The sequence below is a fragment of the Rhizobium atlanticum genome, from assembly GCF_030182485.1.
In the GTDB taxonomy this organism is placed as follows: Bacteria; Pseudomonadota; Alphaproteobacteria; order Rhizobiales; family Rhizobiaceae; genus Rhizobium.
This window is the reverse complement of record NZ_JAQJCJ010000003.1, coordinates 197,430-219,306: the sequence shown is the minus strand read 5'-3', so window position 1 is coordinate 219,306 and position 21,877 is coordinate 197,430. Positions and strand designations below refer to the sequence as shown.

The window sequence follows — 21,877 nt, the reverse complement described above, 5'->3', positions numbered from 1 at the left end:
AATCTGCCGCGTTCGCCAGTTGTAAGGGCACGCTAGCGTGGGGGATATCATGCGTGCCGTCCTGATCGCGACTTTGCTCTCGCTCTCCTGCTTGCCGTCGAACGTAAAGGCGTCCGAGGCAGGGTTTTTGCAATCCTTGGCAGGTGACTGGAGCGGGGGTGGAATGGTGCTCACCAAGATAGGCGGCACCAATTTCAATGTCTCGTGTACCCTCAGATCAGATGCCAGCGCATCCGCCGTCTCGATGAACGGAAAATGCCGCGGCTTGGCGGTTTTCACCCGAAGTTTCTCGGCGAGTGTGAAGGCAGCCGGGCAGCGTTACACCGGGAATTACATCGGTCCATCGGGGCAGCCGTCCAAGCTTGCCGGCAGCAGGAACGGTGAAGCACTGAACCTGCGTGTGACCTGGGCGCGGATCGTCAATGGCGATCGAGACGCCACGCTGATGATTGAGAAACTCGGGCAAGACAGGTTGCGACTGCAAACGGTTGACCGAGATCCGGCCTCGGGCCAGTCGGTCGTGACGAGCCGCATCGATCTACAGCGTCCCTCGCCAGCGAAGAAATGAGGCCTCCTCCTGACGTCAAGAGGTTTTCCCGCCGCAGCGCCTTCAGTGCTTTTTGGCGCGATGGTCGCCTCGGTCGCCTTCCCCGGGCTTGGTGTCATTCTTTGCCCGCCGCCGCTTGTCTGCCGACAGCGAGCGGCTGACGTCGTCGGATTCCTTGAAGCGACCGCGATTGTCGCGGCGGACGTAGCGCTTGTCGGTGCCCGTATCTACCAGTTCACGTTTCGACATGATCGTCTCCTTTGCTGTTGGATTAGGGAAACGCACAAGATTCCAAAAGGATGCATGGCTCAGCTTCCAAAGACGCCTAGGCGACGGTTTTGAAGACCATGCTTTAGGCGGCCATCCTGACGAGCGCATCGGTGAGCTTGCGGGTGTCGTAAGGCTTGGAGAAGAAGAGGCCGCGCTCAGGCAGGTCATTCGCGTCCGGCTGCTTCATGCCGGAGACGATGATGATTTCCACCGGCGGCCAGCGGTCGCGGACAGCCTTTGCCAGCATCAAGCCATCCATGCTGCCCGGCATGTCGATATCCGTAAACAGGATCCGGATGCCGGGCACTCTTTCGAAAAGCATCAGCGCCTCGTCGGCATTGCGTGCCTCGAGCGCCTCAAAGCCTGCCTCCTCGACGATGGCGACCGCCATCATCAGCAGCAGAGCTTCGTCCTCGACCACGACTACCTTGGTTTTCATGTCTGGCTCGTATGCTTTTCGTCCCGGCTTGGAGGGTCAACTTCGCCTTTGGCAACCGGTTCCCCAATCGAAAATATTACTTCGAAGATGAGGCCTTCGGTCCGGTAGTCCACCCGGGATCGCGCCTGCGCCTTCGAAGGGAAGGCACGTTCTATGAGCACCGAGCCGAAGCCCTTTTTCGTCGGCGTCGAGACAGGCGGGCCGCCGGCTTCCGTCCACAGAAGCTGGACGCGTCCATCCTCATGTTTCCATTCGATGGTGACTGTTCCATTTTCGCTGCCGAGGCTTCCATACTTGGTTGCATTGGTCGCCAGCTCATGAATCACGAGCGAGAGCGGCAGGGCGGTGTCTGCGGGAAGAACGACGTCCGGTCCTTCGAGGTGAATGCGCTCGGCTTGCGAGGCGACATGCGCCCTCAGGGCGGCGGAGAGGATATCCCGAATAGGCGAAGCCGACCCCTCCCGCGACAGGATGAGGTCATAGGTGCCGGCGAGGGCTGCGAGCCGCTCGGCGAAGGAATTGTATCTCTCCGGATCGGACCGCGAGAAGGTTTGTCTGGCAATCGCCTGCACGAGCGTGAAGCCATTCTTGACGCGATGCGCCAGCTCGCGGACGAGCAGGCTTCGTTCCTCCTCCGCCTGCTGATTTTGGCGCCTGCGCTCTTCGAGTTCGTCGAGCAGCCGATCGAAGGTTGCGCCGACCTGCCCCAGCTCGCCCGGTCCCTTCATGCCGGTCCGCGCCGTCGTCTGACCGCTGCGCCAACTTTCCATCACATCCGCGATCCTGGAGATCGGTATCAGGATGAAGCGGTTGCCGATAAAAATCGCGGCGAGGAAGGCGAAAAGCGCACCGCCGATGATGGCGAGCGTATTCATCAGCGTCGCCCGGTCGATCGGCGCGAAGGCTTCCGCTTTCGAGAAGCCGGCGCTGACATAGAGTGGGTTGGAAGGCAAGGCTATCGGGCGATAGCCGAGGATATGCGCTGTTCCGTCCTGGCCGGTCATCTCGATGACATCAGGCTGTTCGGCGTGGATCAGCCGCTGGTATTCCTCGGGCATAACCGTACCGACGAACTGTTCGGGAGAGGGAACGTGCGCAATGATAGTCCCTTTGGCGTCGGCGAGCGTTACCGCATTGCCGGGAGCAACACCGCGCTCGGTGATGCGGTTCTGCAGCCAGTCCAGCCGAATTCCGCTGATGATCATCGCCTTGATGGTATCGCCTTCCATCAGCGGCATCGCGAGCGGCAACACCGGGCGATCGGAAAGGCGGCTCTGCGTATAGGTGCCGACGACGAAGTCTTTGGTCTCCAGAGTCTGCCGGAAGTAATCGCGGTCGGAAAACACCACGCCCGGGGGAAAAGCCATGCTTCCGCAGATCGGCCGCCCATCGAGACCGGCGACGAAGATGGTGCGGATGTTGGGGATGCTTTCGACAACCGACTTCAGTGCATCGTTGCAAGCCTGGACGTCGAGGTGCCGGACGGAAGGCATGGCGGATACGGCGACGAGAAGGGCGTGCAGACCCTCGATGATCCGTTCGACTTCCGACGAGGCTTGCCTCGCCGCCTGCGCCGCGGAGGCGCGCACTTCCTCGTTGCGCTGGTGGCGGAGCGCGACTTCGTTGTAGACGAGCATCGCAACCACCGGCGCCAGCGCCGCAACCGCAACTGCAACCAGTTTGAGCCTCATCCTGTCCCCTTTCGGAAAAGGGTTGGTAGCATGAGCGAGACGATCCGGCCCAGACCGCGCGCGCAATCTTGTTTACAAAATATCAACATACGAATCCCGATGCGGGTACGTAAGCCTTGCCGGGCTTTGCAACGCGGCTAGTTAAATCAAAGATGAGTGATGCCAAAAGCACTTCCTCTGAAACCTCTCCAGCGGGCTCTGTTCCGCCACGGCCGCTGTCTGGCGTAATGGCGGATGAGGTCGAACGTCTTTTATCGGGCCGAACCCGCGATATCCGCCTGACGGGCGAGCTGCGCCGCCGTTTTGACGAAAGGCTGTGGCGGCAGACCGCGAAGGTCATCCGCTCCTGGATGATCTGGGTCGCATTCGTCGATGTTCTGACGCTGGCGCTGAACGCACTCCTGCTTCCCGGGCAGATCGTTCTGTCGATGATTGCCCCCGCCTGCCTTTTGCCGCCGGCGGCAATCTTGACCGCGGTCGTCTGGAACAAGCCGCGGCCGGCGGCCGTTCAGCGGGCGTCACTGCTTGTGGGAATGTTCCTTATTCTCCTCTCGGTCGGGCTCGTCGGCGTTTTTGCCGGCGGCGAATTTTACGAGCGGCATTTGAGCATCATGTTGTTCGTCGCGACGAGCGCAATCACCATCTTCAGCGTACCGCTGGCCTGGACGATTGCAATTGCCTGTTATGCCCTTTGTCTCTACTTCATCCTCCAATGGTACAACCCGCTCTTGGAAGCGGGCAGTGTCGTCGCCGCGACCCTGTTCTTTTCCTGTGGGATCATCGCTACGGTGGTCGCCAGGCGAACGATGAATATCCTGGCGCAGAAGACATTTCTTCTAGACTGCAGGGATCAACGCCGTGTCGCGGAGCTGGCCGACGCGAACGCCCGATTGGAGCGGCTGGCCCGAACCGACCCGCTCACCGGGATCGCCAATCGCCGTTGGATGATGGAAACGCTCGAGGGCCTCTGGCGCAATGGCCGCGAAACTGGCGTCGCCATGCTGATGTGCGATATTGATCATTTCAAGGGGCTGAACGATAAGCTCGGCCATGGCGAAGGCGATCGCTGCCTCGTCAAGGTTGCCGGCATCATCCAGAGCTGCGTGCGCGCAGATCGCGATCTTGTCTCTCGACATGGCGGCGAGGAGTTTCTCATCGTGCTTCCTGATGTCGATGAAGAAGAGGCCGTCGCGGTCGCCAGGCGAGTACGCGAAAGCGTGGAAGCGGCCGCCCTGCCGAACCCGGCCTCCAGCGTTGGCCCTTCGGTGACGCTGAGCGTCGGGGTGGCGTTCAAATCGGCACTCGATACGGATGTTTCGTTGGCCAATCTCCAGCACGAGGCCGACATGGCTCTTTACCGCGCCAAGGAGGCCGGACGCAACCAGGTCTCGATCTTTCGTCGTCCGCCTGCTGCCGCCGGGCAGACCGCCGCGCGACGTCAGGGGTAGCGGATAGGCAGATCTATCAGAGCTCCTTCCCCCGAACGATCATCCAGCCCGCAGCCACATAATTGACGGTCGCGGGAAGGCCGGCCCTATGGCCAGTCGGGTGATCGAGGTCATCGGATCACCAGGATCAATACCATCGCGATAGCGGAGATGAAGCCGGTGACGCTCAGACCGAATGTCAGATATTCGGCTGTCTTTTGCCCGTGATGGCCAAGCTCCACGTTTCCAAGCACAGCCGCGAAGCCTCCGGCCAACCAGCTCGCCAACGTCAATATGCCAAGGAGAAGCGCCCAATGTGTTGCTGTGTCCATCGTCTTGCTCCCGCTAAGGCTACTTTTCCTCGCAAGGGAAACGCTCCTGCGCGTCTGATCAGTAACCACGTAGCCGCCGTTTTGTTTCCGTGCGGTCGGCCCAGGGCGTCTGGCCTCCTCCGGCTAGCTGATGCGGTCAAGCGCGGAAAACTGGCTGGCTTTCAACGTAGACATGGGAGTACTCCTGGGTGAGATCCGATAGGCGACCCGGCGCGCAAGGCGCCGGGTCGCTATGTTAGGCTGTCTTCAGGGCCGGAACCGCGCGACGGTCGAGAGCGCCGCTCAACATGGTCAGTAACAGAGCGATGACAACCAGAATGGCACCAACCCAAGGGGTCGCACCTAGGCCAAGCGGCGATTCAACTACCAGACCGCCCAGCCATGCGCCGATTGCGATGCCTAGGTTGAAGGCGGCAATATTGAGAGCCGATGCGACGTCCACGGCACCCGGACGGTGTTCTTTGGCCAGTTTGACGACATAGAGCTGGAGGCCGGGCACGTTGCCGAACTGAAGGAACCCGAGCGCAGCAAGGGTGACGATCGCCAGAACCGGCGAGGCCGCGGTAAAGGTCAAGATGACAAGTACAATGGCCTGCAAGATGAACAGACCGATCAATGCCTTGACCGGGTTAAGGTTGGCGATTCTGCCGCCGGCAACGTTGCCGATTGCGATTGCGATGCCGTAGAGAACCAGAATAAGGCTGACGCTCTCCTCGGAGAATCCGGCGATTTCCTGAAGGATCGGCGCCAGAAAGGTGAAGGCGACGAAGGTGCCGCCGTAGCCAAGCGCTGTCATTGCGAAGACGATGAGCAGACGACCGGAGCCAAGAACGCGAAGCTGATCGAGCAGGCTTGCCGGCGGCGCCTTCTTGAGCGTGTGCGGCAACAGGGCGGCAATGGCGAGGAAGGCGATGACGCCGAGTGCGGCAACGGCCCAGAAAGTCGCGCGCCAACCGAGGATCTGGCCGATATAGGTGCCGAGTGGCACGCCCGTGACGATGGCAACTGTCAGGCCCATGAACATCATGGCAATGGCCGAAGCGCGGCGGTTCTCCGGCACGAGATCGGCGGCAATGGTCGAGCCGACCGAGAAGAACACGCCATGGGCGAAGGCGGCGATCACCCGGGCCACAAGCAGCAGATCGTAGCCCGGCGACGACGCCGCGATTGTATTGCCAACGATGAACAAGGCCATCAGGCCGAGCAGCAACGGCTTTCTTTCGATTTTGGCAGTGAGCGCCGTCAGGATCGGCGCGCCAAAGGTCACGCCGAGCGCATAGACGCTGACGATAAGCCCGGCAAGCGGCAGGGTAATGTTGAGGTCTGTGGCAACGGTCGGCAAAAGACCGACAATCACGAATTCTGTGGTACCGATTGCATAGGCCGCGATCGTCAAGGCTAAGATTGCTAAAGGCATGATAAATTTCCTTCCGCTCGCCGTTGAGGTGGTGGCTGCAAAGACAGCAGCGCTGTCAGACGAAGTTGTTGACCGCAATATGATTGCACGGGACTTTTGTGATAACGGGCACTATTGAAGAAACAGATGTGAATCAAATTCACAGGACAACACGATGGATAATCGCATTGGGGAAATGGAAGTATTTGTAAATGCGGCCGAATTGCAGAGTTTTTCGGCGGCCGGACGGCGCCTGAAACTTTCGCCTTCGGCGGTGAGCAAGCTTGTCACCAGGCTTGAGGACCGGCTCGGGACCCGACTGCTCGTCCGCTCAACCCGCACGATGACGCTCACGCCGGAAGGCGAAATTTATCTGGAGAGAGCCCGGCGAATCCTGGGCGACATTGCGGAGACTGAACGGATCATCGCGTCTGGCAGAAAAGTCGCGCCGCGAGGGATTCTCAGGGTCAATGCCTCCGTTGGCTTTGGCGAACGCTATCTCCTCCCGCTCGTCCCGAAGTTCCTCAAACTCTATCCCGAAGTGCAACTCGACATATCACTTACGGACGGCGTCATTGGCTTAATCGAAGAGCGGACCGACATTGCGATCCGCTCCGGCCCCATGGAAGATTCGTCACTGAAAGCCCGAAAACTCCTTGAAAGCCGGCGCGTCATTGTGGCATCTCAGGCCTATCTGGATGCCCATGGCATACCAAAGACACCGGCCGATCTCGTTGGCCACAATTGCCTGACTTTCAATTTCCGCCGAACGCTCAACGAGTGGCCCTTTCGAGCGCCGGGATCGACCGAGATGTATCGGTTGCCCGTATCCGGCAACAGCGCGGTCAACAGCGGAATGGCCATACGCAGGCTGTGCCTTGCCGGCGTTGGTTTGGCTCGGATCGGCCAATTTCATGTTGAGCCAGAGATCGACTCTGGGTTACTCGTCCCGGTGCTGGAAGAATACAATCCAGAAGATATCGAGTTGATCCACGCAGTATTCGCCGGGTACGAGCACCTCGCAGCCCGCATTCGCGCTTTCATAGATTTCCTTGCGGAAAATGTCGGCAAAGATCGTTCGCCGGAGCAGATCATCTGAAACTCTCGAAAGGTAAGTTTCAAATAGATGGTCTACCCCAAAATACGGTATCAAGCTTGGCCGCTTTGCCCAGCTGCCTAGTGGCGACGTCCGCCTGTCTGTGTCGCACATCCCGGCCGAGCCAATCTCAGGCCAATGCCGAAGCAAGCCGATTGTGCATTCTCGAGCGGCTGATATTCTCACCGCCGCCCATCTGTCGTACCAAGTCAAGCCGATCAAATCGCTGGCCGCGGGGGGTGGAAGGACTTGAGCGGCCCTGCCGCTTTTAAGTGGGTGATCCCTCACGGCAGGATGGGTGGCCCTGGCTAACAGAACGGACGCATGGGCCCTGGTGGATCAAGCAAAATCGCCCGAATGTGCGAAGCGCCAACGACGGCATCGGACAGGCAGCCGGTTGACGCTCGCCGCTTGCGACCCCATCTGCTCCGGTATGCCCAACACGATGGCGAAAAATAACAGCGATGATCCCGAGCTGATCAGGGAGTGGTCACTCCGCGTGGAGGCGACGCTCGGCTCGGCTGTCAGGGTGAAGGGAATCCTGCAAGAAGTCCGGTCTCGCCTGCCTCCCGCGGTAAGAAAGTCGCTGAATATGCAGTCGGGCGCGCTCACCCTAGTCATGGCGGAGTCTTCGAAGACAGCGTTTCGCGCGACCTCGTCGATTGTAACCGAAGCACTACAGGATATCGCCAACCTTCCGATCATTCCTCGCGAGATTGAGGACATCCTGGGGATAACGGCCTTTGAAAGGAAGCGTTGGTTGGAGGACGGGCGTCTTCCAAGCGCTGGAACGAGAACCGTCCGGCTTCAGGGTCGAGCGCGGCGCATCACCTTCCACGTATTCAACCCGCGGATTGTCGAAGACCTGCTCGACCGCGGGGCTGTGGACGAATGGCGTGAAGAAGACGCGAGGACGAAGGCAGAAAACCGCAGACGCGCCGCTTATCAGGCGAAGCTGACGCGTTCGCTGAGGAAAAAAGAGAAAGTCAATCAAGCTGATCCGAAAGCTGAAGATGCTGCCATCGGGTTGAGCGGCTGGGACGAGTTCGGAAGCGACGGCCTGCTGCGGTAGGATTGGCGGCGTTCGCATCGGCAAATGATCTCTCGAGTTACCTAATTAGCTAATGGATCGGAAGCGGCAGCCCTAGCTGCCACTTCCTTACTTCTGTGTCATGCCGCCGCGGGCCGATTGATTGCCAAGAAGTGCCGGACGACAGGTTTTTCGGCACCGACATGGTAAGCCAAAACCTTCCCTTGCAGATCGGCGTCGGCGTTCGAGACCCGCTTGTGCTGGCGAAGATGTTCAGCCCAGGATTCCACCATGAACCACTCAACGATCTTCTCGGGATCGGCGGAATCCTCGGTGATGCCCCATCCGTAGGCACCATCGCGGCGCCGCTCCCTGGAAAGATGATCGATTGCGTGCAGGAAGGCTGTGCGGTGCTGCTTCTCGACCTTGTATTCGATCAGGATCAGAACCGGGCCGCGGTCATGAGCGATCGGTTCGGCAACAAGCGGCTCCGGCCAGTGGTTGGACGGCACCAGGTCGGCATCCCCCGAGGGAAGCTTCAGTCGGTGCATGATGAACCCGGCGATGAGCAAGCCGCCAGCTCCGATGAGCAGGGTCGACTGGATGCCGACGGCTTCGCCGACAGCACCCCAGCCGAGGCTTCCGGCAGTCATCGCACCATTGAAGACGGTCAGATAGACAGCAAGACCACGACCACGCACCCAGTTCGGGAGCACAGCCTGGGCGGTGCCGTTGAGCGTCGTCAGCGCCGTGATCCACGCTCCCCCGAGGAAAAGAAGGACGACGATCGCAACCCACTTCGGTGGAGCGAGAGCAAGCAGACCCATGACGGCTGCTGTGACAAGCGCTGAGCCGAGGAGCAGGCCGTCCGAGCTCAAGCGTGCACGCAGCTTCGGCATCACCAAGGCACCGCCGATCGCACCAGCACCGACCGCACCAAGCAGGATGCCGTAGAAGCTCGCATCACCACCGAGCAGTTGGCGGGCAACGAGCGGAAGAAGAGCCCAGACTGCGCTGGCGAAGGCAAAGAAGATCGCCGCCCGCATAAGCACGACGTGCAGCGGCTCGCTCGCGCGGGTGTAACGGAGGCCGGCTCGGAACGCACCAAAGAAGTTCTCCTGAAGCGCATCGTTGGAGTTCGTTGCCCGCGGCCACCAGACAAGAGCTGCGATCACGACGATATAGCTGGCCACGTCCGCGCCATAGGTGATCCCGGCTCCGAAGGCTGCGAGAAGCAGGCCACCCGCGGCAGGCCCGATGGAGCGGGCGATGTTGATGCCGAGCGAGTTCAGCGCCACCGCGCTCTTCACGTCCTCGCGTTTCACGAGTTCCGGCACTATCGCCTGCCAGGTGGGTCCCATCAGCGCAGCACCGATCCCGCCGAGGAATGTGAGACCGATCAGCGCGCTGACGGAAAGCATACTCGTCTGAGAGAGAACCATCAGCGCCATGCTGACAGAGGCGAGTAGCACCTGGATGGCGATCAGGAACTTGCGGCGATCGAGGATGTCGGTCAGAACGCCTGCGGGGATGGCAAGCAGGAAGATCGGCAGGGTTCCGGCAGCCTGGACCATGGCGACCGCAGCCGGCGATGCGGACAGATCCGTCATCAGCCAGGAGCTTGCGACATCGCGCATGAAGCTTCCGGTGTTACCAATAACGGTGGCGATCCACAGGACGGCGAACACGGGCTGTGCGAGGGGCGCGAAGGTTCCCCCGGATGATTTTGCGGCGCTCATTTGCCTGCTCCCTTGGTGAGGTCGAATGCTGTAACGAAGACGAATGCGCCTGCGAGGCCGAGGTGCTCGAAGAAGGCATTGGTGGCCATCATGCGGTCCATCCCAGGCGCCATCTCCCAGAAGCGAAGGGCGATGAAGGTTGCAAGTAGGGTGAAGCCTGAAAGCGCAAGCCCGCCCGCCCAGCGCAGGAAACCCGAGATCACCATGGCGGAGGCCGTCAGCTCGAATACGATCACGGCGATCGCGAAGAACGCGGCGGGATGCAGAGCGAAATGATCCATCTCAGCCAGTGCACCGTTGAAGTCGAACATCTTGGTGAGCGGACCCTGGATGTAGGCTGCGCAAAGAGCCAGCAGCGACGCCGTTCGCACCACAGGCGATTCGACGACGCCTGCCACGCGGCTCCGGATTGGATTGGATGATTGAGATTGGTAGGTCATGTCGGCTCCTGTATGTCCGCCGCGAGCGGCTGTGTTCGATGGAGCGATATTGGCTGGCTACCGCCTTGCCAACAATTGCAGCAATAGTTTCGATTTAATTGCAAAAACAGCAATTATGGGCGGCTCTCGGGCGGCAGTTGGCCACCCGAGCTGAATGTTCGTCAGACTGCCCAGCAGGAGCAGCCGAGAGCGCCGAAGAAGCCCTTGAGGTCGGCTATCGGGAGCTTGGATGTCCAGGCTCCGCCATGGTCGTGGCCGTGAACGCTGCAATCGTTGGCGCATCCGCATGTAGAGATAGCGGTGCGGCGCAGCGAACGAGCGCCCGCGCCTTCCGGTTCACCCCAGGCCGCGTATCCGCCGAACTTGCGGACAGGCGACCAGTCGGGCATCGCGGGCGGAATGTCGTTCTCGTCAAGCGTCTTGAAGTCACCCGCGCCGTAGACGATCTTGCCGCCGACCATGGTCAACTCCGAGACGATGAAGGAGATCTCGTCTTCGGCGCAGGAGAAGAAGTCCTTGTCCGGCACCACGAGATCGGCGAACTGCCCTTTCTCGATGCGGCCCTTCTTGCCTTCCTCGTTGGAGAACCATGTGACCTTTTCGGTCCACATCCTGAGCGCCGTCTCGCGGTCGAGGCAATTGGCCCGCGGATAGAGCTGCATGCCGCCGAGCGTCTTGCCAGTCACCATCCACGACAGCGAGACCCACGGATTATAGGAGGCGACGCGGGTGGCATCGGTGCCGGCCGAGACGTTGACGCCCTTGTCGAGCATCTTCCTGATCGGCGGGGTCGCTTCCGCCACGCCGTGCCCATAGCGCTCAACGAAGTATTCGCCCTGATATGCCATACGATGTTGTGTGGCGATACCACCGCCGAGCGCGGCGATACGGTCGATCGAGCGATCCGAGATGGTTTCGGCATGGTCGAAGAACCAGTTTAGTCCCTCGAGCGGAATGTCTTTGTCGACCTTCTCGAACACGTCAAGGGCACGGGAGATCGTCTCGTCATATGTGGCGTGCAGACGCCACGGCCAGCGGTTTTCGGCCAGAACCCGCACGACCTCTTCCAGCTCGCCCTCCATTTCCGGCGCCATTTCCGGGCGCGGCTGCCGGAAGTCCTCGAAGTCGGCGGCGGAGAACACCAGCATTTCGCCGGCGCCGTTGTGGCGGAAGTAATCGTTGCCCTGCTTGTATTTGACCGAGGACGTCCAGTTTAGGAAGTCTTCCTTCTCCTGCTTCGGCTTCTGCGTGAAAAGGTTGTAGGCCAGCCGAACCGTCATCTGGTTCTCGTCGGACAGCTTCTGGATGACCTCATAGTCGTCAGGATAGTTCTGGAAACCACCACCCGCGTCGATCACGCCTGTCACGCCCAGTCGGTTCAACTCGCGCATGAAGTGGCGGGTAGAGTTGACCTGATAGTCCAACGGAAGCTTGGGCCCCTTGGCAAGCGTCGAATAGAGAATGCCTGCATTCGGCTTGGCCAGCAGCATACCGGTCGGATTGCCGTTGGCATCGCGGGTGATCTCGCCTCCGGACGGGTTCGGGGTGTCACGGCTGTAGCCGACAGCGCGAAGAGCCGCACCGTTGAGCAGCGCACGATCATAGAGGTGCAGAAGGAACACGGGTGTGTCAGGCGCGACAGCGTTGATCTCGTCGAGAGTGGGCAGCCGCTTTTCGGCGAACTGATGTTCGGTGAACCCGCCGACGACGCGAACCCACTGCGGCGCGGGCGTGATCGCCACCTGGCGCTTCAGCATGTCCATCGCATCGGCGAGCGAGCGCACGCCGTCCCAGCGTAGTTCCATGTTGTAGTTCAGGCCACCGCGAACGACATGGGTATGGTTGTCGATAAGGCCGGGGAGAACGCGCTTGCCCTTGAGGTCGATGATCTTAGTGCTGGAACCAGCGCGCGCCATGATCTCACTATCGGATCCGACTTCGAGGAACAGCCCATCCTTAATGGCGATTGCCGTCGCATTCGGATTGGACCGGTCAAGGGTGGTCACGCGGCCATTGTGGAGGATCAGGTCGGGATGCATGGTATCTACTCTGGTCTGTCTGGGATCGGCAGCTTTCGCTGGTGAGAAGAGGTTCGAGAAGGCCAAACTCGATGCACCTCCGAGAAAGGATCGACGCGTGGTCATCAGCCCCGCTCCTCTACAGTCGCCTTTGCCTTATGAGCAATGTTGATGCGGTCGCCGCCCTTCGGCAGGTGACCGAAGATGTGCGGCTTGATCTGATCAATCCATGAGATCGCCGCCGGCTCGTTTCTCCAAAGCGTCTTCGCGAACGGAATAATTTGTTCGCCGACAAGGATCCCGAGAAGGCCGACCAGGGCAATGACAGGCGGTGCTGGTGATCGGACGTTGAGAAGGCTGTAGACGGTCCCGACGAGCAGGCCAGCGCCAAGCGACATTAAATAGATTTTCATGAGATGTTCTCCAATTAAGCAAAGGACCGCTCCGATGGGGTGATCGGAGCGGTCTGATCAGACTGTTACTTTGCGGGATTTGGACCGATGCGCTTGCCGTGCTTGACGCGTTCTTCTGCGCCGTGAACCATTGTGTAGGCGTAGTCGATGCCCATTCCGTACGCGCCCGAATGCTCCTTTACGAGGGCTGTGACCGCATCGTAGGTCTCCTTGCGGGCCCAGTCGCGCTGCCACTCGAGCAGGACCTGCTGCCAGGTGACCGGAATCACGCCTGCCTGCACCATGCGATCCATCGCGTATTTGTGTGCGTCCGCGGACGTGCCGCCGGAAGCATCCGCGACCATGTAGATCTCGTATTCCGGGACATCATGGAGAGCCGAGAGCGCGAACGTCGTGTTGCAGACCTCGGTCCACAGACCGGAGACGACGATCTTCTTGCGGCCGTTGGCGGCGTTCTTCGCCAGAGCGTCACGAACGTTCTGGTCGTCCCACGAGTTCATCGAGGTGCGCTCAAGGATATCGTTCTCGGGGAACACGGCGAGGAGTTCCGGATACGTGTTACCCGAGAAGGATTGCGTCTCGACTGTCGTGATCGTGGTCGGGATGTTGAAGATCTTGGCGGCCTTGGCGAGGCCGACGACATTGTTCTTCAGCGTCTGACGATCGATCGATTGGACCCCGAATGCCATCTGCGGCTGCTGGTCAATAAACATGAGCTGGCTGTTTGCGGGGGTCAGGACTTCGAGCTTGGACATGGTCACTTCCTCTTCGGTTGTTTGGACCGCCTGTTGCGGAGTTATAAATGGGCAGCAGCAATTGATCGGACGCGGGTGCGACCTCGTTCGGCGAACCTTGAAGTTCCTGGACCCGTCTCGGAGCCGCTCACTCGTTGTCTTGGCTGCTGAAAACAAACTTATCGCACGGCTGATGCCCAAGGAATTGCAATAAGACTTTCCATTGAATTGCGGTATCTGCAACAATCGTTAGACCGCAAGCGCGGCCGAAATGGAAAGCGCCGCGGCCCTTTCGGACGCGGCGCTCTTATCGTGGCTTTGACGGGAGATTGCTGCTCACGCCGCCAATGGCACGAGGTTGGCCTGAATCTCGGTGCGGTAGTTCTCGTATCGGCTTGGGAGCTTGAGAGCCTCCCCAAGATGCGCCGTATCCTCGTCCCGGTTGAAGCCGGGCTCGCTCGTCGCGACCTCGAACAGTATCCCGCCCGGCGTGCGGAAGTAGATCGCCCAGAAATAGTCGCGGTCGATGACGGGCGTCACCTGATAGCCTGTATCCATGAGAGCTTTGCGCACTTCGAGCTGCTTCTCGCGGTTTTCGACGGCGAACGCGATGTGGTGCACCGAACCTGCGCCTTGGCGCGCAGAAGGCGTCTTCGGCAACGCTGCCAGATCGATCGTGTCCGCCCCATTGCCGTCGGGGATAATGAATCGGGTCACGTCGCCCTCTTTGTCAGCGCGCTGGTAGCCCATGAAGCCGAGCAGCTCTTCGGTTGCAGCGGTGTCATGAAGGCTGAAACGAGCGCCAGCGAAACCGCGAATGGCCGCATCGTCGGGGATTCCATCTGCAACCCACGGCGCCCGCGTGTCACCGGAGGACTCGATCAGCGCAAGGTCGTCGCCGTCCGGCCCCATGAAGCGAAGTCGGTTGGCACCGAAGACGGTGTCAGATTCCAACCCGTCCACACCTTGAGCGATGAAGCGATCCAACCAGAATTTCAGCGAGCCCTTCGGCACGGAGAACTGTGTTTCGCCCACTTCGCCGACGCCGGGACGGCCGAGCATCATGTTCGGGAATGGAAAATAGGTCATCACTGTCCCGGCCGACCCTGTCTCGTCACCGTAGTAGAGGTGATAGACGCTGGGGTCATCGAAGTTGACCGTCTGCTTCACGCGGCGCAGACCGAGAGTGTTGGTGAAGAAGCGGTTGTTCTGCCGCGCATCCGATGCCATTGAAGTGACATGGTGCAGTCCCTTAATGTCCTTGATCATGCCGATGCCTTTCAGTGGGCGTTGAAATTGTTGATCTCAAAACTAAGCCCGTTGATCGCCATCCGGTATTGCAATATTCCTCTCGATTGAATTGCAGTTTATGAAACAATGAGATGAACGACTACAAAGCTCTCCGAACCTTTCTGCTCGCTGCCGAAAAACGAAATTTCGCCCAGGTCGCCCGCGAGTTGGACATGACGCCGGCAGCCGTCACACGCGCGATCGCAGCACTCGAGGCGGAACTTGGCGTGCAGCTTTTCGTGCGCACGACAAGGCAAGTCTCCCTGACGACTGACGGCGCAATCTTCGCCGCCCAGATCCAGCCAGCGGTGAAGACGCTGGAAGAAGCGCGCCGCGAAGTTATGAATGCACACAAGGCTGACGAAGGGCGGCTGCGGATCAGCGCGCCGACATGGTTCGGCAAGACCGTGCTGCCGCCGATCCTGTCAGGTTTCAAGGAACGCTATCCGAAGATGAGCTTTGAGATTTCCTTGTCCGACGGTTTGGTGAATATCGTCGATGACGATTACGATCTGGCGATCCGTATCTCATCACAGCCTTCGGACAAGTACACGATCTGGAGAAAAATCAGGGTAGTGCCGCGCATCCTGGTCGCGGCCCCGGGGAGCCGTTTCGCCGATATGCAACATCCCAACGAACTAAAGCCAGACGACTGCCTCGCCTATAGTGGCGAAAGCCGGCGCGAGAACTGGCTATTGTCCGACGGTGGCTCAAGCATCACGATCTCGGCAGGTCGGGCCTTCAGTGCCAACAGTGGCGAGGTACTGGCGGACATGGCCGCCGACGGTGCAGGTGTCGCACTCCTCCCAGGATTCAACATCGCCGATCACATCAGGAGCGGTCGTCTCGTCCACGTCTTCAAGGGATGGGCGCCGCCTGACCTGTGGCTGACGCTGTTTTACCCGCCGTACCAGGCCCTTCCACCACGCATCGCTTCATTCTCGAAATTCTTCGAAGAGCAAGTCGCGGCGCAGATGGTCATGCTGGATTGACGTACACCGCCGCGCATCATCACGGATCCTCAGGAGACTTACACCTTCCTCAGATCGAGCCGTCCTGTGAAAGCGCCCTTAGTCTTGCGGCGACGATTTTCTGTAGCTGCCACAGGTTTCGATCGAAGATGTTCCGGTCCGCCAGATCCAAGACCGTCCGATGCAGGTATTCCGCGCAGGATCCCGCCGGTCCGCATGCCTGAGCGATCAACACTGCGGCGTCGTCGAGCGGTATCTTCTCCGTGAGCCGTGATCGCTTCGTGCTCGCCCAAAATGTGAGTGCGCGGCGTCTACCCGTCGGTGTCTCGACCGAAACCCATCGCACCATGTCGCACACCTCGGCATATCGGATTTCGCGCGCCAGAAGCGTACGCAGATCCTGCCTTTTCGTGGCGCAGGGGAGCTTCAGCACGAGGCCAGAGCAACTCCCTCCCGGCCGAAGCGCCAGCATCAGACCCGGCGCATCGGAGGTAGCCCTTAGCCGTTCTATCCTCAACGAGAACGCACGATGCCACCCGTACGCAATGGCTTCTTCACTTGTCGCTACTTCGAAGCCCGGGTTCCACATCAAAGACCCATAAGCGAACACCCATATCTCCTCGTCACCAGCCTCCCGCTCTACTCTGCTGACGAGTTCATCGAGTCGCTGACCCGAGATTGGAGTCCAGTTAGGCTCTGGGCCCTCGTCCTCGACCGGCTTGAAGGTTTTGGCTACGAGGTCCGGGGTCAGTTGCATGGCAACAGGTACCGGTGTCTTGGCGGTGGTTGTTTTTCGCATGGCGGCAATTATTTCAACGAGATAAACGCCGAAGGACCATCGCATCCGGCAGTTCTTGGGGGTCGCCTGATCATTTAACGGTGACTGTTTCTATCGAAGAGGGTAGCGCGCCGAGCGCCTGTGGATCTTTGTGAGGCGACGGGTGCGTGGGAGGCCGCCCCCGTCGCCAAGACCGATCAGGCCTGGACGAAGGCCAGCAGGTCGGCGTTCAGCACGTCGGCATTCACGGTCAGCATGCCATGCGAAAACCCCGGGTAGGTCTTCAGCGAACCTTTCTTCAGAAGCTTCATCGACTTCAGCGCCGAGTCCGCAATCGGAACGATTTGGTCGTCTTCCCCATGCAAGACGAGCGTCGGAACGGTGATTGCCTTCAGGTCCTCCGTCTGGTCGGTTTCGGAGAAGGCCCTGATGCCATCGTAATGGGCCTTGGCGCCGCCCATCATGCCCTGACGCCACCAGTTCTGGATCACGCCTTCCTGCACCTTGGCGCCTTCGCGGTTGAAGCCGTAGAACGGCCCGGTCGGAACGTCGCGAAAGAACTGCGCGCGGTTGGCGGCAAGTGCCGAGCGGAAACCGTCGAACACTTCCATCGGCAGGCCTTCGGGATTGGCCTCTGTCTTGAGCATGAGCGGCGGCACGGCCGAAACGAGAACCGCCTTGGCGACGCGGCCGGCAGGTTCGCCGTGCTTGGCCACATAACGGGCGACCTCGCCGCCACCGGTGGAATGACCAATATGGACGACATTCTTCAGGTCGAGCGCCTCGACGACGGCAAAGGCATCGGCTGCGTAATGGTCCATATCGTGACCGTCGGCCACCTGGGCGGATCGGCCATGGCCACGCCGGTCATGGGCGACGACGCGAAAACCTTTCGACAGGAAAAACAGCATCTGCGCATCCCAGTCGTCGGACGACAGCGGCCATCCATGGTGGAACATGATCGGCTGGGCATCCTTAGAGCCCCAATCCTTGTAGAAGACTTCGACGCCGTCTCTGGTGGTTACATATGGCATGTTCTTGGATCCTTCGATTGGGTTGATGATGGGAGCCGCATTGGCTGCGAAACTGAGAGAGGGTGAAATTGCCATGGCTGCTGCAGCGGCGCCTATTGACAACAGCGCGTCTCGGCGGGTTATGGAATGGCGAGGTTGGGTCATCTTCGTCCTGCGATTTCGTTATTGAAAACTTCAGCTAACTTGTGTTCGTCTGACAGGGGTAATATTGCCGTCATATCCTCACATCCACAATTGCGGGAATAATTGCGAGTTTATTGCGTCGCGTGAAATAATGGGGAGTCTGGCCCGGGCCTGACGTGCTCTCGTCTTGAGGCCATCTGTTTTTCCTGAAGCAGGCGGCGGACGGCAAGATGAGCCCGGTGCCAAAAGCGTCGCCGGGGCTGATTGGCGAGGACGTGAAGACGCTCGCCGCCGACAGCGCCATTTCAGGCCATGCAGAAATTCATGACCCTGTCGACGCCGCTGCAATAACCTATCTTCTTGATCTGCACCGCCGCATCGGGCCGATCTGCGCCTACTTCGATGAGCTTTACAAGGTTTGAAAAAGCACTGAGACAGCCAGGCTTCCGAGGAATTCACCGCCAAGGGCATCGCTTCGCCAACCGAGTTTATCGATCCGAACGAGCTGTGCTCACTTCCGATCGAACGGATCGCATTCTGCCGGCAGGCACGAACGCGTTCATGTCCTGGTGATCGGATTGCTGAACGGGCCTCAGTGCATTCTAGGAGATCTCCGCCCGCGCGGAGCCGATGTGACAGCGATCGGCTCAATCCAAGCCTTCGCAACCTAGCGCGATTCGCATTTGACAGTGTCGATCAACGGTTGCCAAGCCAAGCCCAAAACTCCCGATAATTCTCAGTGCAAAAGCAGGAGATGCATTAAGAAAATTCGAACATGCAACTTGGCAACCGAGATCGTCGCTCTTTCCCGATTGGATCAGCTCGCCCGGGAGACGCCGGCCCGACTCGAAGCCTCGCTGCCCGAAAAGATGATGACGGCGAACATCAGCACGCCGGCGAAGGCGATGAGCGAGGAAATGGCGACAATCGGTTCCATTGCCATGTTTCCGGAAAGCAGCAGATAGAGGGACGGGATCAGCACCGCGACACCGAAGGTATAGACGACGTACTGGATCATCGCCAGGCGCTTCTCGGCCTTGTGTGGATTGAGCGCGTGGTAAACGCCGAAGAGCGCCATGGTGACCCAGCCGAGCAGATTGGCGTGGGCATGGGCCCCCGTCGGTGCGTGGTTACCTGAAATCGACATGTGAAGGCCGACCGAGATACCGGCGATGAGAAAAATGATGGCGGTCTTGAAGTAAAGATTTGCGATGCGTGGCATTGGTTTTCCCCTCTGTAGCCGACGAAACTTAGCACGTTTTCAAGTTTCTGAGAAAGAGCGCATCAGAGGATCTTTGGAGCGCCAGCCCTGTCATCGATATCAGAATGGAAATATTGCCGGGAAGCCAGGCGACACTAGAACAACATTGCGGGGGCGAGCAGGTTAACCCTGATGGCAGTGTCAGTGGGAACTTGTTACAACGGCTTGCCGCAGGCACGCTCCGCCTAGAACAGGTTGGTCGAACTAAGCCACAAGTGTCGCGGAACCGAGAACCAACCGCGGGCGTTTGTTGGATCATGTTGAAGCAGCAGGTATTTCGCCCCCGGATCGAAACGGTTCACCAGATCGACAAGCACCAGGTGCATGTTCTGGAGAGCGGCGACTTGAACGCCAGGCCGATCGTTGTCCTCCATGGCTGTGGGAGCCTAGCTGAAGAGGTTCTGCTTCCGTTTGCTCAGAGCCCGTTCCGAATGGTAGCCCCGGATCGCCCGGGCTACGGTTTCAGCAGCCCTCTTCCTCTCGCTGAACGAGGACCGATAGGCCAATCCTTTTGGCTTGAGCGCCTGATCGATGCAATGGACCTGCATTGCGTCTCGATTGTAGCCCACTCCATCGGCAGCGCGCCGGCACTTCATTTGGCCGCGCGCCGGCCGGAGCTGGTGAACGGATTGCTTCTGATTTCGCCGTGCTGCAGGCCCGTCCCACCGAAACCGCTGCCCATCCTCCGGGCATCCGTCGCCCCGGTGGTGGGATCCTTGATCCGCCAGCACGTAATCAGCCGATGGGCAGCGTTTTTTCTTGAGCGTGGTCTGCGATCGTCGTCCTTTCCAAACCCTTTGCCTCCCCAGCTGTCGATATTGCCCGCCGCTCATATGGTTAATCCGGGCGCAATTGAAACAATGGCTAACGAGCTGCGAGCCTTCAACAAAGACATGGAACTTCAGCCGAAGCTGCCCGGCAATCTTCCATTACACGTCCTGTTCGGTTCGGAGGATCGCATAGTTCAGCCCGCCTGGCATATCGATGGCCTTCGGCAGAAGCATCCGAGGCCGACGATCAGGGTGATCGAGGGCGTCGGCCACCTTCCACATCATGTTGTGCCAGCCGTAGCCCGACAGATGCTGAGCGACCTTGCGAGGGAGCAAGCACAGCAATCGTCTGAGCGGAATTTGGCTGTTGTCGCGTGAGCGGGCCCACCTATCCCTCGCCTGAACTCTCGAGTAGGCAGAATAGGGTGATTTGGCCGCGGAGGGGCGCTGATCTCCGCGAATGAACCCCGACTGAATGGTGTCTTCAGCTTCCGTTCCGAAGAGAGCGTCTAGAAGAAAGACGTTCAACCGCGGTCTTATCCGCCTGAGGAGACATATTCATGATCCGCACGTCTATCATTGCAACCGCACTCGTCGCTCTCGTCGGCATTGCCGCCGCAGCCCCCGCCATGGCCAATGATGTTCGTATCGAACAATATGGCTGGTCGAACTCTGCCGGTGGGGCACAGGAAGGATACGGAAACCGGATCAGAACCTATCAGAACGGTGGCTACAACCGGATTCTCGGCCGTCAATATGGGCGACATAATCTTTCAGCTGTTGGTCAGGAAGGCAATGACAACTATGGCGCCACCTATCAGCGCGGCAACCGCAACGTAGCGGGCATTGGCCAATTCGGCTCCAGCCACACGACCATTCTTACCCAGGACGGTAATGGCAACATCGCGGCCGGCGTCCAGGTCGGCCATGGCTGCAGCGCGAATGTCAGCCAGGGCGGCAACGGCAATGTCGCGGCCTTCGTCCAGGCCTGCCCTTAGGCGCCTGCACGATGATGTAAAAGAGGTCAAGATCGCAACAGCAGACCATCAGAGGAAACGACCATGCCAAATAGCATCAAACATCCGCACCGCATGATGACGATTCTCGCGCTGGTCCTGCTTCCCGTCGGCGCGGTTTCCGCCATGACGAAAGCCAACCAATCTGACCGGGTGCAGCTTTGCGAAATCAAAGCAACCCCGGGGGCAGGTATGGTGAGACTGGACGCGCTCGTCCACGCCGACAAGCATGTCGGCGGGACTTACACCTTCCATGTCGAAAAAGTGGGAGACGGCGGAAGCTCCACGATCAACCAGAGTGGCGATTTTGATGCAGTCGAGGGACATGCGGCAATCCTTGGTTCGGTCTCGCTCGACTCGAAAGGAGCCAAATACAAAGCCACGCTGGACGTCGTCGTCGGGGATGAGAGTTTCAGCTGCGTGAAGCAGATCGGCGGCAACTAATCGGCCGCCACATTCTCCAGTTTTCCTAGAAGGGCGCCGTTTACGGCGTCCTTTTGCTTCTACCGGGCCGAAGCGACTGAACGACAACTGAACGGGCAATTCCGACTGGGTTCAGCTGCAAGATGTGAAAGTTGATCATCGGCTGAGGCAGCCGCAAATGGAGATCAGAATGACCCGCAACCTGTTTAAGATCCTTGCCGTCACCCTTCTTGCCGGGAGCCTCGGCCAAGTAGCCTTGTCTGCGCCAGCCTATGCCGGGGGCCGGATCTCATTCAACCTCGCGCCGGACAATGCGCGGGATGCCGGACTTTTTTCAACCGGGTTGCGCGTCTATTCGCTGTATCGCGGTTTGAAAGACGCTGACATCAGGCAGCTGGGTCGGGGTAACGCGGCTGGTATCGCTCAGGCTGGCCGCGGCAACCTCGGCTTTGTCAGGCAAAGGGGCAATGGTCATTCCGCGACGTTGCGGCAGAACGGCAACAACAATGCCTATGGCATTTTCCAGTATGGACGAAATACTGAAACCGACGTGGTGCAAGATGGGGATAACGGCAGTGGCGCTACCTTCAGCTATGGCTGGTAAGGCGGTTCACAGGCCGGGCGCGACCAGCCAGCGCC

At 59.5% G+C, this 21,877-nt stretch carries 24 protein-coding genes; 10 read left to right on the top strand and 14 right to left on the bottom strand.

Features of this window, described 5'->3' with window-relative positions:
• The first annotated feature begins 49 nt into the window (after window positions 1-49).
• Entirely contained in the window at window positions 50-568 is a 519-nt protein-coding gene (locus PH551_RS06345; protein ID WP_285192311.1) for a hypothetical protein, read from the top strand.
• A 42-nt stretch (window positions 569-610) separates the two neighbouring features.
• On the opposite strand, the gene PH551_RS06340 is transcribed toward PH551_RS06345, so the two are convergent.
• The 3 genes from PH551_RS06340 to PH551_RS06330 all read right to left on the bottom strand — a co-directional run bounded on the left by PH551_RS06340 (window position 611) and on the right by PH551_RS06330 (window position 2,947).
• Window positions 611-796 carry a hypothetical protein gene (locus PH551_RS06340; RefSeq protein ID WP_285192310.1) on the bottom strand — a complete coding sequence of 62 codons (186 nt, stop codon included), beginning with the start codon at window positions 794-796 and terminating at the stop codon, window positions 611-613.
• A 103-nt stretch (window positions 797-899) separates the two neighbouring features.
• Window positions 900-1,256, bottom strand: coding sequence for a response regulator (locus PH551_RS06335; RefSeq protein WP_285192309.1), 357 nt, complete (start codon window positions 1,254-1,256; stop codon window positions 900-902).
• Entirely contained in the window at window positions 1,253-2,947 is a 1,695-nt protein-coding gene (locus PH551_RS06330; protein WP_285192308.1) for a sensor histidine kinase, read from the bottom strand. The genes PH551_RS06335 and PH551_RS06330 overlap by 4 nt, the downstream gene beginning before the upstream one ends.
• Before the next feature lie 152 nt (window positions 2,948-3,099).
• Here PH551_RS06330 and PH551_RS06325 point away from each other — a divergent pair, with 152 nt between their 5' ends.
• On the top strand, window positions 3,100-4,395 hold the full coding sequence (locus PH551_RS06325) for a GGDEF domain-containing protein (protein WP_285192307.1): 1,296 nt from the start codon (window positions 3,100-3,102) through the stop codon (window positions 4,393-4,395).
• Window positions 4,396-4,505: 110 nt separating this feature from the next.
• Here PH551_RS06325 and PH551_RS06320 read toward each other — a convergent pair whose 3' ends face one another.
• Window positions 4,506-4,706, bottom strand: a complete 201-nt coding sequence (locus tag PH551_RS06320; protein WP_085781373.1) for a hypothetical protein — start codon at window positions 4,704-4,706, stop codon at window positions 4,506-4,508.
• A gap of 235 nt (window positions 4,707-4,941) precedes the next feature.
• On the bottom strand, window positions 4,942-6,123 hold the full coding sequence (locus tag PH551_RS06315) for an MFS transporter (protein ID WP_285192306.1): 1,182 nt from the start codon (window positions 6,121-6,123) through the stop codon (window positions 4,942-4,944).
• A gap of 154 nt (window positions 6,124-6,277) precedes the next feature.
• Here PH551_RS06315 and PH551_RS06310 point away from each other — a divergent pair, with 154 nt between their 5' ends.
• Window positions 6,278-7,201 carry a LysR family transcriptional regulator gene (locus PH551_RS06310; protein WP_285192305.1) on the top strand — a complete coding sequence of 308 codons (924 nt, stop codon included), beginning with the start codon at window positions 6,278-6,280 and terminating at the stop codon, window positions 7,199-7,201.
• A 442-nt stretch (window positions 7,202-7,643) separates the two neighbouring features.
• A complete protein-coding gene (locus PH551_RS06305; protein WP_285192458.1) occupies window positions 7,644-8,270 on the top strand; it encodes a hypothetical protein in 627 nt (208 codons plus the stop codon).
• Window positions 8,271-8,368: 98 nt separating this feature from the next.
• Here the strand turns inward: PH551_RS06305 and PH551_RS06300 are convergent, their stop codons facing one another.
• From PH551_RS06300 to PH551_RS06275, 6 genes are all read right to left on the bottom strand, one after another.
• Window positions 8,369-9,967, bottom strand: a complete 1,599-nt coding sequence (locus PH551_RS06300) for an MFS transporter (RefSeq protein ID WP_085781370.1) — start codon at window positions 9,965-9,967, stop codon at window positions 8,369-8,371.
• The gene (locus tag PH551_RS06295) at window positions 9,964-10,407 is read right to left on the bottom strand and encodes a DoxX family protein (RefSeq protein ID WP_085781369.1); all 444 of its coding nucleotides are present in this window, start codon (window positions 10,405-10,407) and stop codon (window positions 9,964-9,966) included. The genes PH551_RS06300 and PH551_RS06295 overlap by 4 nt, the downstream gene beginning before the upstream one ends.
• Before the next feature lie 161 nt (window positions 10,408-10,568).
• Window positions 10,569-12,551, bottom strand: coding sequence for an amidohydrolase (locus PH551_RS06290; protein ID WP_285192304.1), 1,983 nt, complete (start codon window positions 12,549-12,551; stop codon window positions 10,569-10,571).
• Complete coding sequence (locus PH551_RS06285) at window positions 12,551-12,838, bottom strand: XapX domain-containing protein (RefSeq protein WP_285192303.1); 288 nt, start codon at window positions 12,836-12,838, stop codon at window positions 12,551-12,553. Before PH551_RS06285 ends, PH551_RS06290 begins: the two co-directional genes overlap by 1 nt.
• 65 nt (window positions 12,839-12,903) lie before the next feature.
• Entirely contained in the window at window positions 12,904-13,593 is a 690-nt protein-coding gene (locus PH551_RS06280; RefSeq protein WP_285192302.1) for a hydrolase, read from the bottom strand.
• 315 nt (window positions 13,594-13,908) lie between these two features.
• Window positions 13,909-14,841, bottom strand: coding sequence for a VOC family protein (locus tag PH551_RS06275; protein ID WP_285192301.1), 933 nt, complete (start codon window positions 14,839-14,841; stop codon window positions 13,909-13,911).
• A 113-nt stretch (window positions 14,842-14,954) separates the two neighbouring features.
• Here PH551_RS06275 and PH551_RS06270 point away from each other — a divergent pair, with 113 nt between their 5' ends.
• Complete coding sequence (locus tag PH551_RS06270; RefSeq protein WP_085781364.1) at window positions 14,955-15,854, top strand: LysR family transcriptional regulator; 900 nt, start codon at window positions 14,955-14,957, stop codon at window positions 15,852-15,854.
• A gap of 49 nt (window positions 15,855-15,903) precedes the next feature.
• Here PH551_RS06270 and PH551_RS06265 read toward each other — a convergent pair whose 3' ends face one another.
• A complete protein-coding gene (locus PH551_RS06265) occupies window positions 15,904-16,632 on the bottom strand; it encodes a gamma-glutamylcyclotransferase (protein ID WP_085781363.1) in 729 nt (242 codons plus the stop codon).
• A gap of 176 nt (window positions 16,633-16,808) precedes the next feature.
• Complete coding sequence (locus PH551_RS06260) at window positions 16,809-17,645, bottom strand: alpha/beta fold hydrolase (protein WP_483315407.1); 837 nt, start codon at window positions 17,643-17,645, stop codon at window positions 16,809-16,811.
• Window positions 17,646-17,998: 353 nt separating this feature from the next.
• Between PH551_RS06260 and PH551_RS06255 the strand changes: the two genes are divergently transcribed.
• On the top strand, window positions 17,999-18,190 hold the full coding sequence (locus PH551_RS06255) for a hypothetical protein (protein WP_285192299.1): 192 nt from the start codon (window positions 17,999-18,001) through the stop codon (window positions 18,188-18,190).
• A 395-nt stretch (window positions 18,191-18,585) separates the two neighbouring features.
• Here the strand turns inward: PH551_RS06255 and PH551_RS06250 are convergent, their stop codons facing one another.
• Entirely contained in the window at window positions 18,586-18,990 is a 405-nt protein-coding gene (locus PH551_RS06250; RefSeq protein WP_085781361.1) for a hypothetical protein, read from the bottom strand.
• Between the two features lie 296 nt (window positions 18,991-19,286).
• On the opposite strand from PH551_RS06250, the gene PH551_RS06245 reads away from it, so the two are divergent.
• From PH551_RS06245 to PH551_RS06230, 4 genes are all read left to right on the top strand, one after another.
• Window positions 19,287-20,177, top strand: a complete 891-nt coding sequence (locus PH551_RS06245) for an alpha/beta fold hydrolase (protein WP_285192298.1) — start codon at window positions 19,287-19,289, stop codon at window positions 20,175-20,177.
• Window positions 20,178-20,359: 182 nt separating this feature from the next.
• Window positions 20,360-20,797, top strand: coding sequence for a curlin (locus PH551_RS06240; RefSeq protein WP_085782030.1), 438 nt, complete (start codon window positions 20,360-20,362; stop codon window positions 20,795-20,797).
• 63 nt (window positions 20,798-20,860) lie between these two features.
• The gene (gene csgH / locus PH551_RS06235) at window positions 20,861-21,259 is read left to right on the top strand and encodes a curli-like amyloid fiber formation chaperone CsgH (RefSeq protein ID WP_285192297.1); all 399 of its coding nucleotides are present in this window, start codon (window positions 20,861-20,863) and stop codon (window positions 21,257-21,259) included.
• 169 nt (window positions 21,260-21,428) lie between these two features.
• Window positions 21,429-21,842 carry a curlin gene (locus PH551_RS06230; protein ID WP_285192296.1) on the top strand — a complete coding sequence of 138 codons (414 nt, stop codon included), beginning with the start codon at window positions 21,429-21,431 and terminating at the stop codon, window positions 21,840-21,842.
• Window positions 21,843-21,877 lie beyond the last annotated feature (35 nt).

Coding starts and splice junctions, on each gene's coding strand:
- PH551_RS06345 (WP_285192311.1), top strand. CDS start 50: ATGCGTGCCGTCCTGATCGCGACTTTGCTCTCGCTCTCCTGCTTGCCG.
- PH551_RS06340 (WP_285192310.1), bottom strand. CDS start 796: ATGTCGAAACGTGAACTGGTAGATACGGGCACCGACAAGCGCTACGTC.
- PH551_RS06335 (WP_285192309.1), bottom strand. CDS start 1,256: ATGAAAACCAAGGTAGTCGTGGTCGAGGACGAAGCTCTGCTGCTGATG.
- PH551_RS06330 (WP_285192308.1), bottom strand. CDS start 2,947: ATGAGGCTCAAACTGGTTGCAGTTGCGGTTGCGGCGCTGGCGCCGGTG.
- PH551_RS06325 (WP_285192307.1), top strand. CDS start 3,100: ATGAGTGATGCCAAAAGCACTTCCTCTGAAACCTCTCCAGCGGGCTCT.
- PH551_RS06320 (WP_085781373.1), bottom strand. CDS start 4,706: ATGGACACAGCAACACATTGGGCGCTTCTCCTTGGCATATTGACGTTG.
- PH551_RS06315 (WP_285192306.1), bottom strand. CDS start 6,123: ATGCCTTTAGCAATCTTAGCCTTGACGATCGCGGCCTATGCAATCGGT.
- PH551_RS06310 (WP_285192305.1), top strand. CDS start 6,278: ATGGATAATCGCATTGGGGAAATGGAAGTATTTGTAAATGCGGCCGAA.
- PH551_RS06305 (WP_285192458.1), top strand. CDS start 7,644: ATGGCGAAAAATAACAGCGATGATCCCGAGCTGATCAGGGAGTGGTCA.
- PH551_RS06300 (WP_085781370.1), bottom strand. CDS start 9,967: ATGAGCGCCGCAAAATCATCCGGGGGAACCTTCGCGCCCCTCGCACAG.
- PH551_RS06295 (WP_085781369.1), bottom strand. CDS start 10,407: ATGACCTACCAATCTCAATCATCCAATCCAATCCGGAGCCGCGTGGCA.
- PH551_RS06290 (WP_285192304.1), bottom strand. CDS start 12,551: ATGACCACGCGTCGATCCTTTCTCGGAGGTGCATCGAGTTTGGCCTTC.
- PH551_RS06285 (WP_285192303.1), bottom strand. CDS start 12,838: ATGAAAATCTATTTAATGTCGCTTGGCGCTGGCCTGCTCGTCGGGACC.
- PH551_RS06280 (WP_285192302.1), bottom strand. CDS start 13,593: ATGTCCAAGCTCGAAGTCCTGACCCCCGCAAACAGCCAGCTCATGTTT.
- PH551_RS06275 (WP_285192301.1), bottom strand. CDS start 14,841: ATGATCAAGGACATTAAGGGACTGCACCATGTCACTTCAATGGCATCG.
- PH551_RS06270 (WP_085781364.1), top strand. CDS start 14,955: ATGAACGACTACAAAGCTCTCCGAACCTTTCTGCTCGCTGCCGAAAAA.
- PH551_RS06265 (WP_085781363.1), bottom strand. CDS start 16,632: ATGCGAAAAACAACCACCGCCAAGACACCGGTACCTGTTGCCATGCAA.
- PH551_RS06260 (WP_483315407.1), bottom strand. CDS start 17,645: ATGCCATATGTAACCACCAGAGACGGCGTCGAAGTCTTCTACAAGGAT.
- PH551_RS06255 (WP_285192299.1), top strand. CDS start 17,999: ATGAGCCCGGTGCCAAAAGCGTCGCCGGGGCTGATTGGCGAGGACGTG.
- PH551_RS06250 (WP_085781361.1), bottom strand. CDS start 18,990: ATGCCACGCATCGCAAATCTTTACTTCAAGACCGCCATCATTTTTCTC.
- PH551_RS06245 (WP_285192298.1), top strand. CDS start 19,287: ATGTTGAAGCAGCAGGTATTTCGCCCCCGGATCGAAACGGTTCACCAG.
- PH551_RS06240 (WP_085782030.1), top strand. CDS start 20,360: ATGATCCGCACGTCTATCATTGCAACCGCACTCGTCGCTCTCGTCGGC.
- csgH (WP_285192297.1), top strand. CDS start 20,861: ATGCCAAATAGCATCAAACATCCGCACCGCATGATGACGATTCTCGCG.
- PH551_RS06230 (WP_285192296.1), top strand. CDS start 21,429: ATGACCCGCAACCTGTTTAAGATCCTTGCCGTCACCCTTCTTGCCGGG.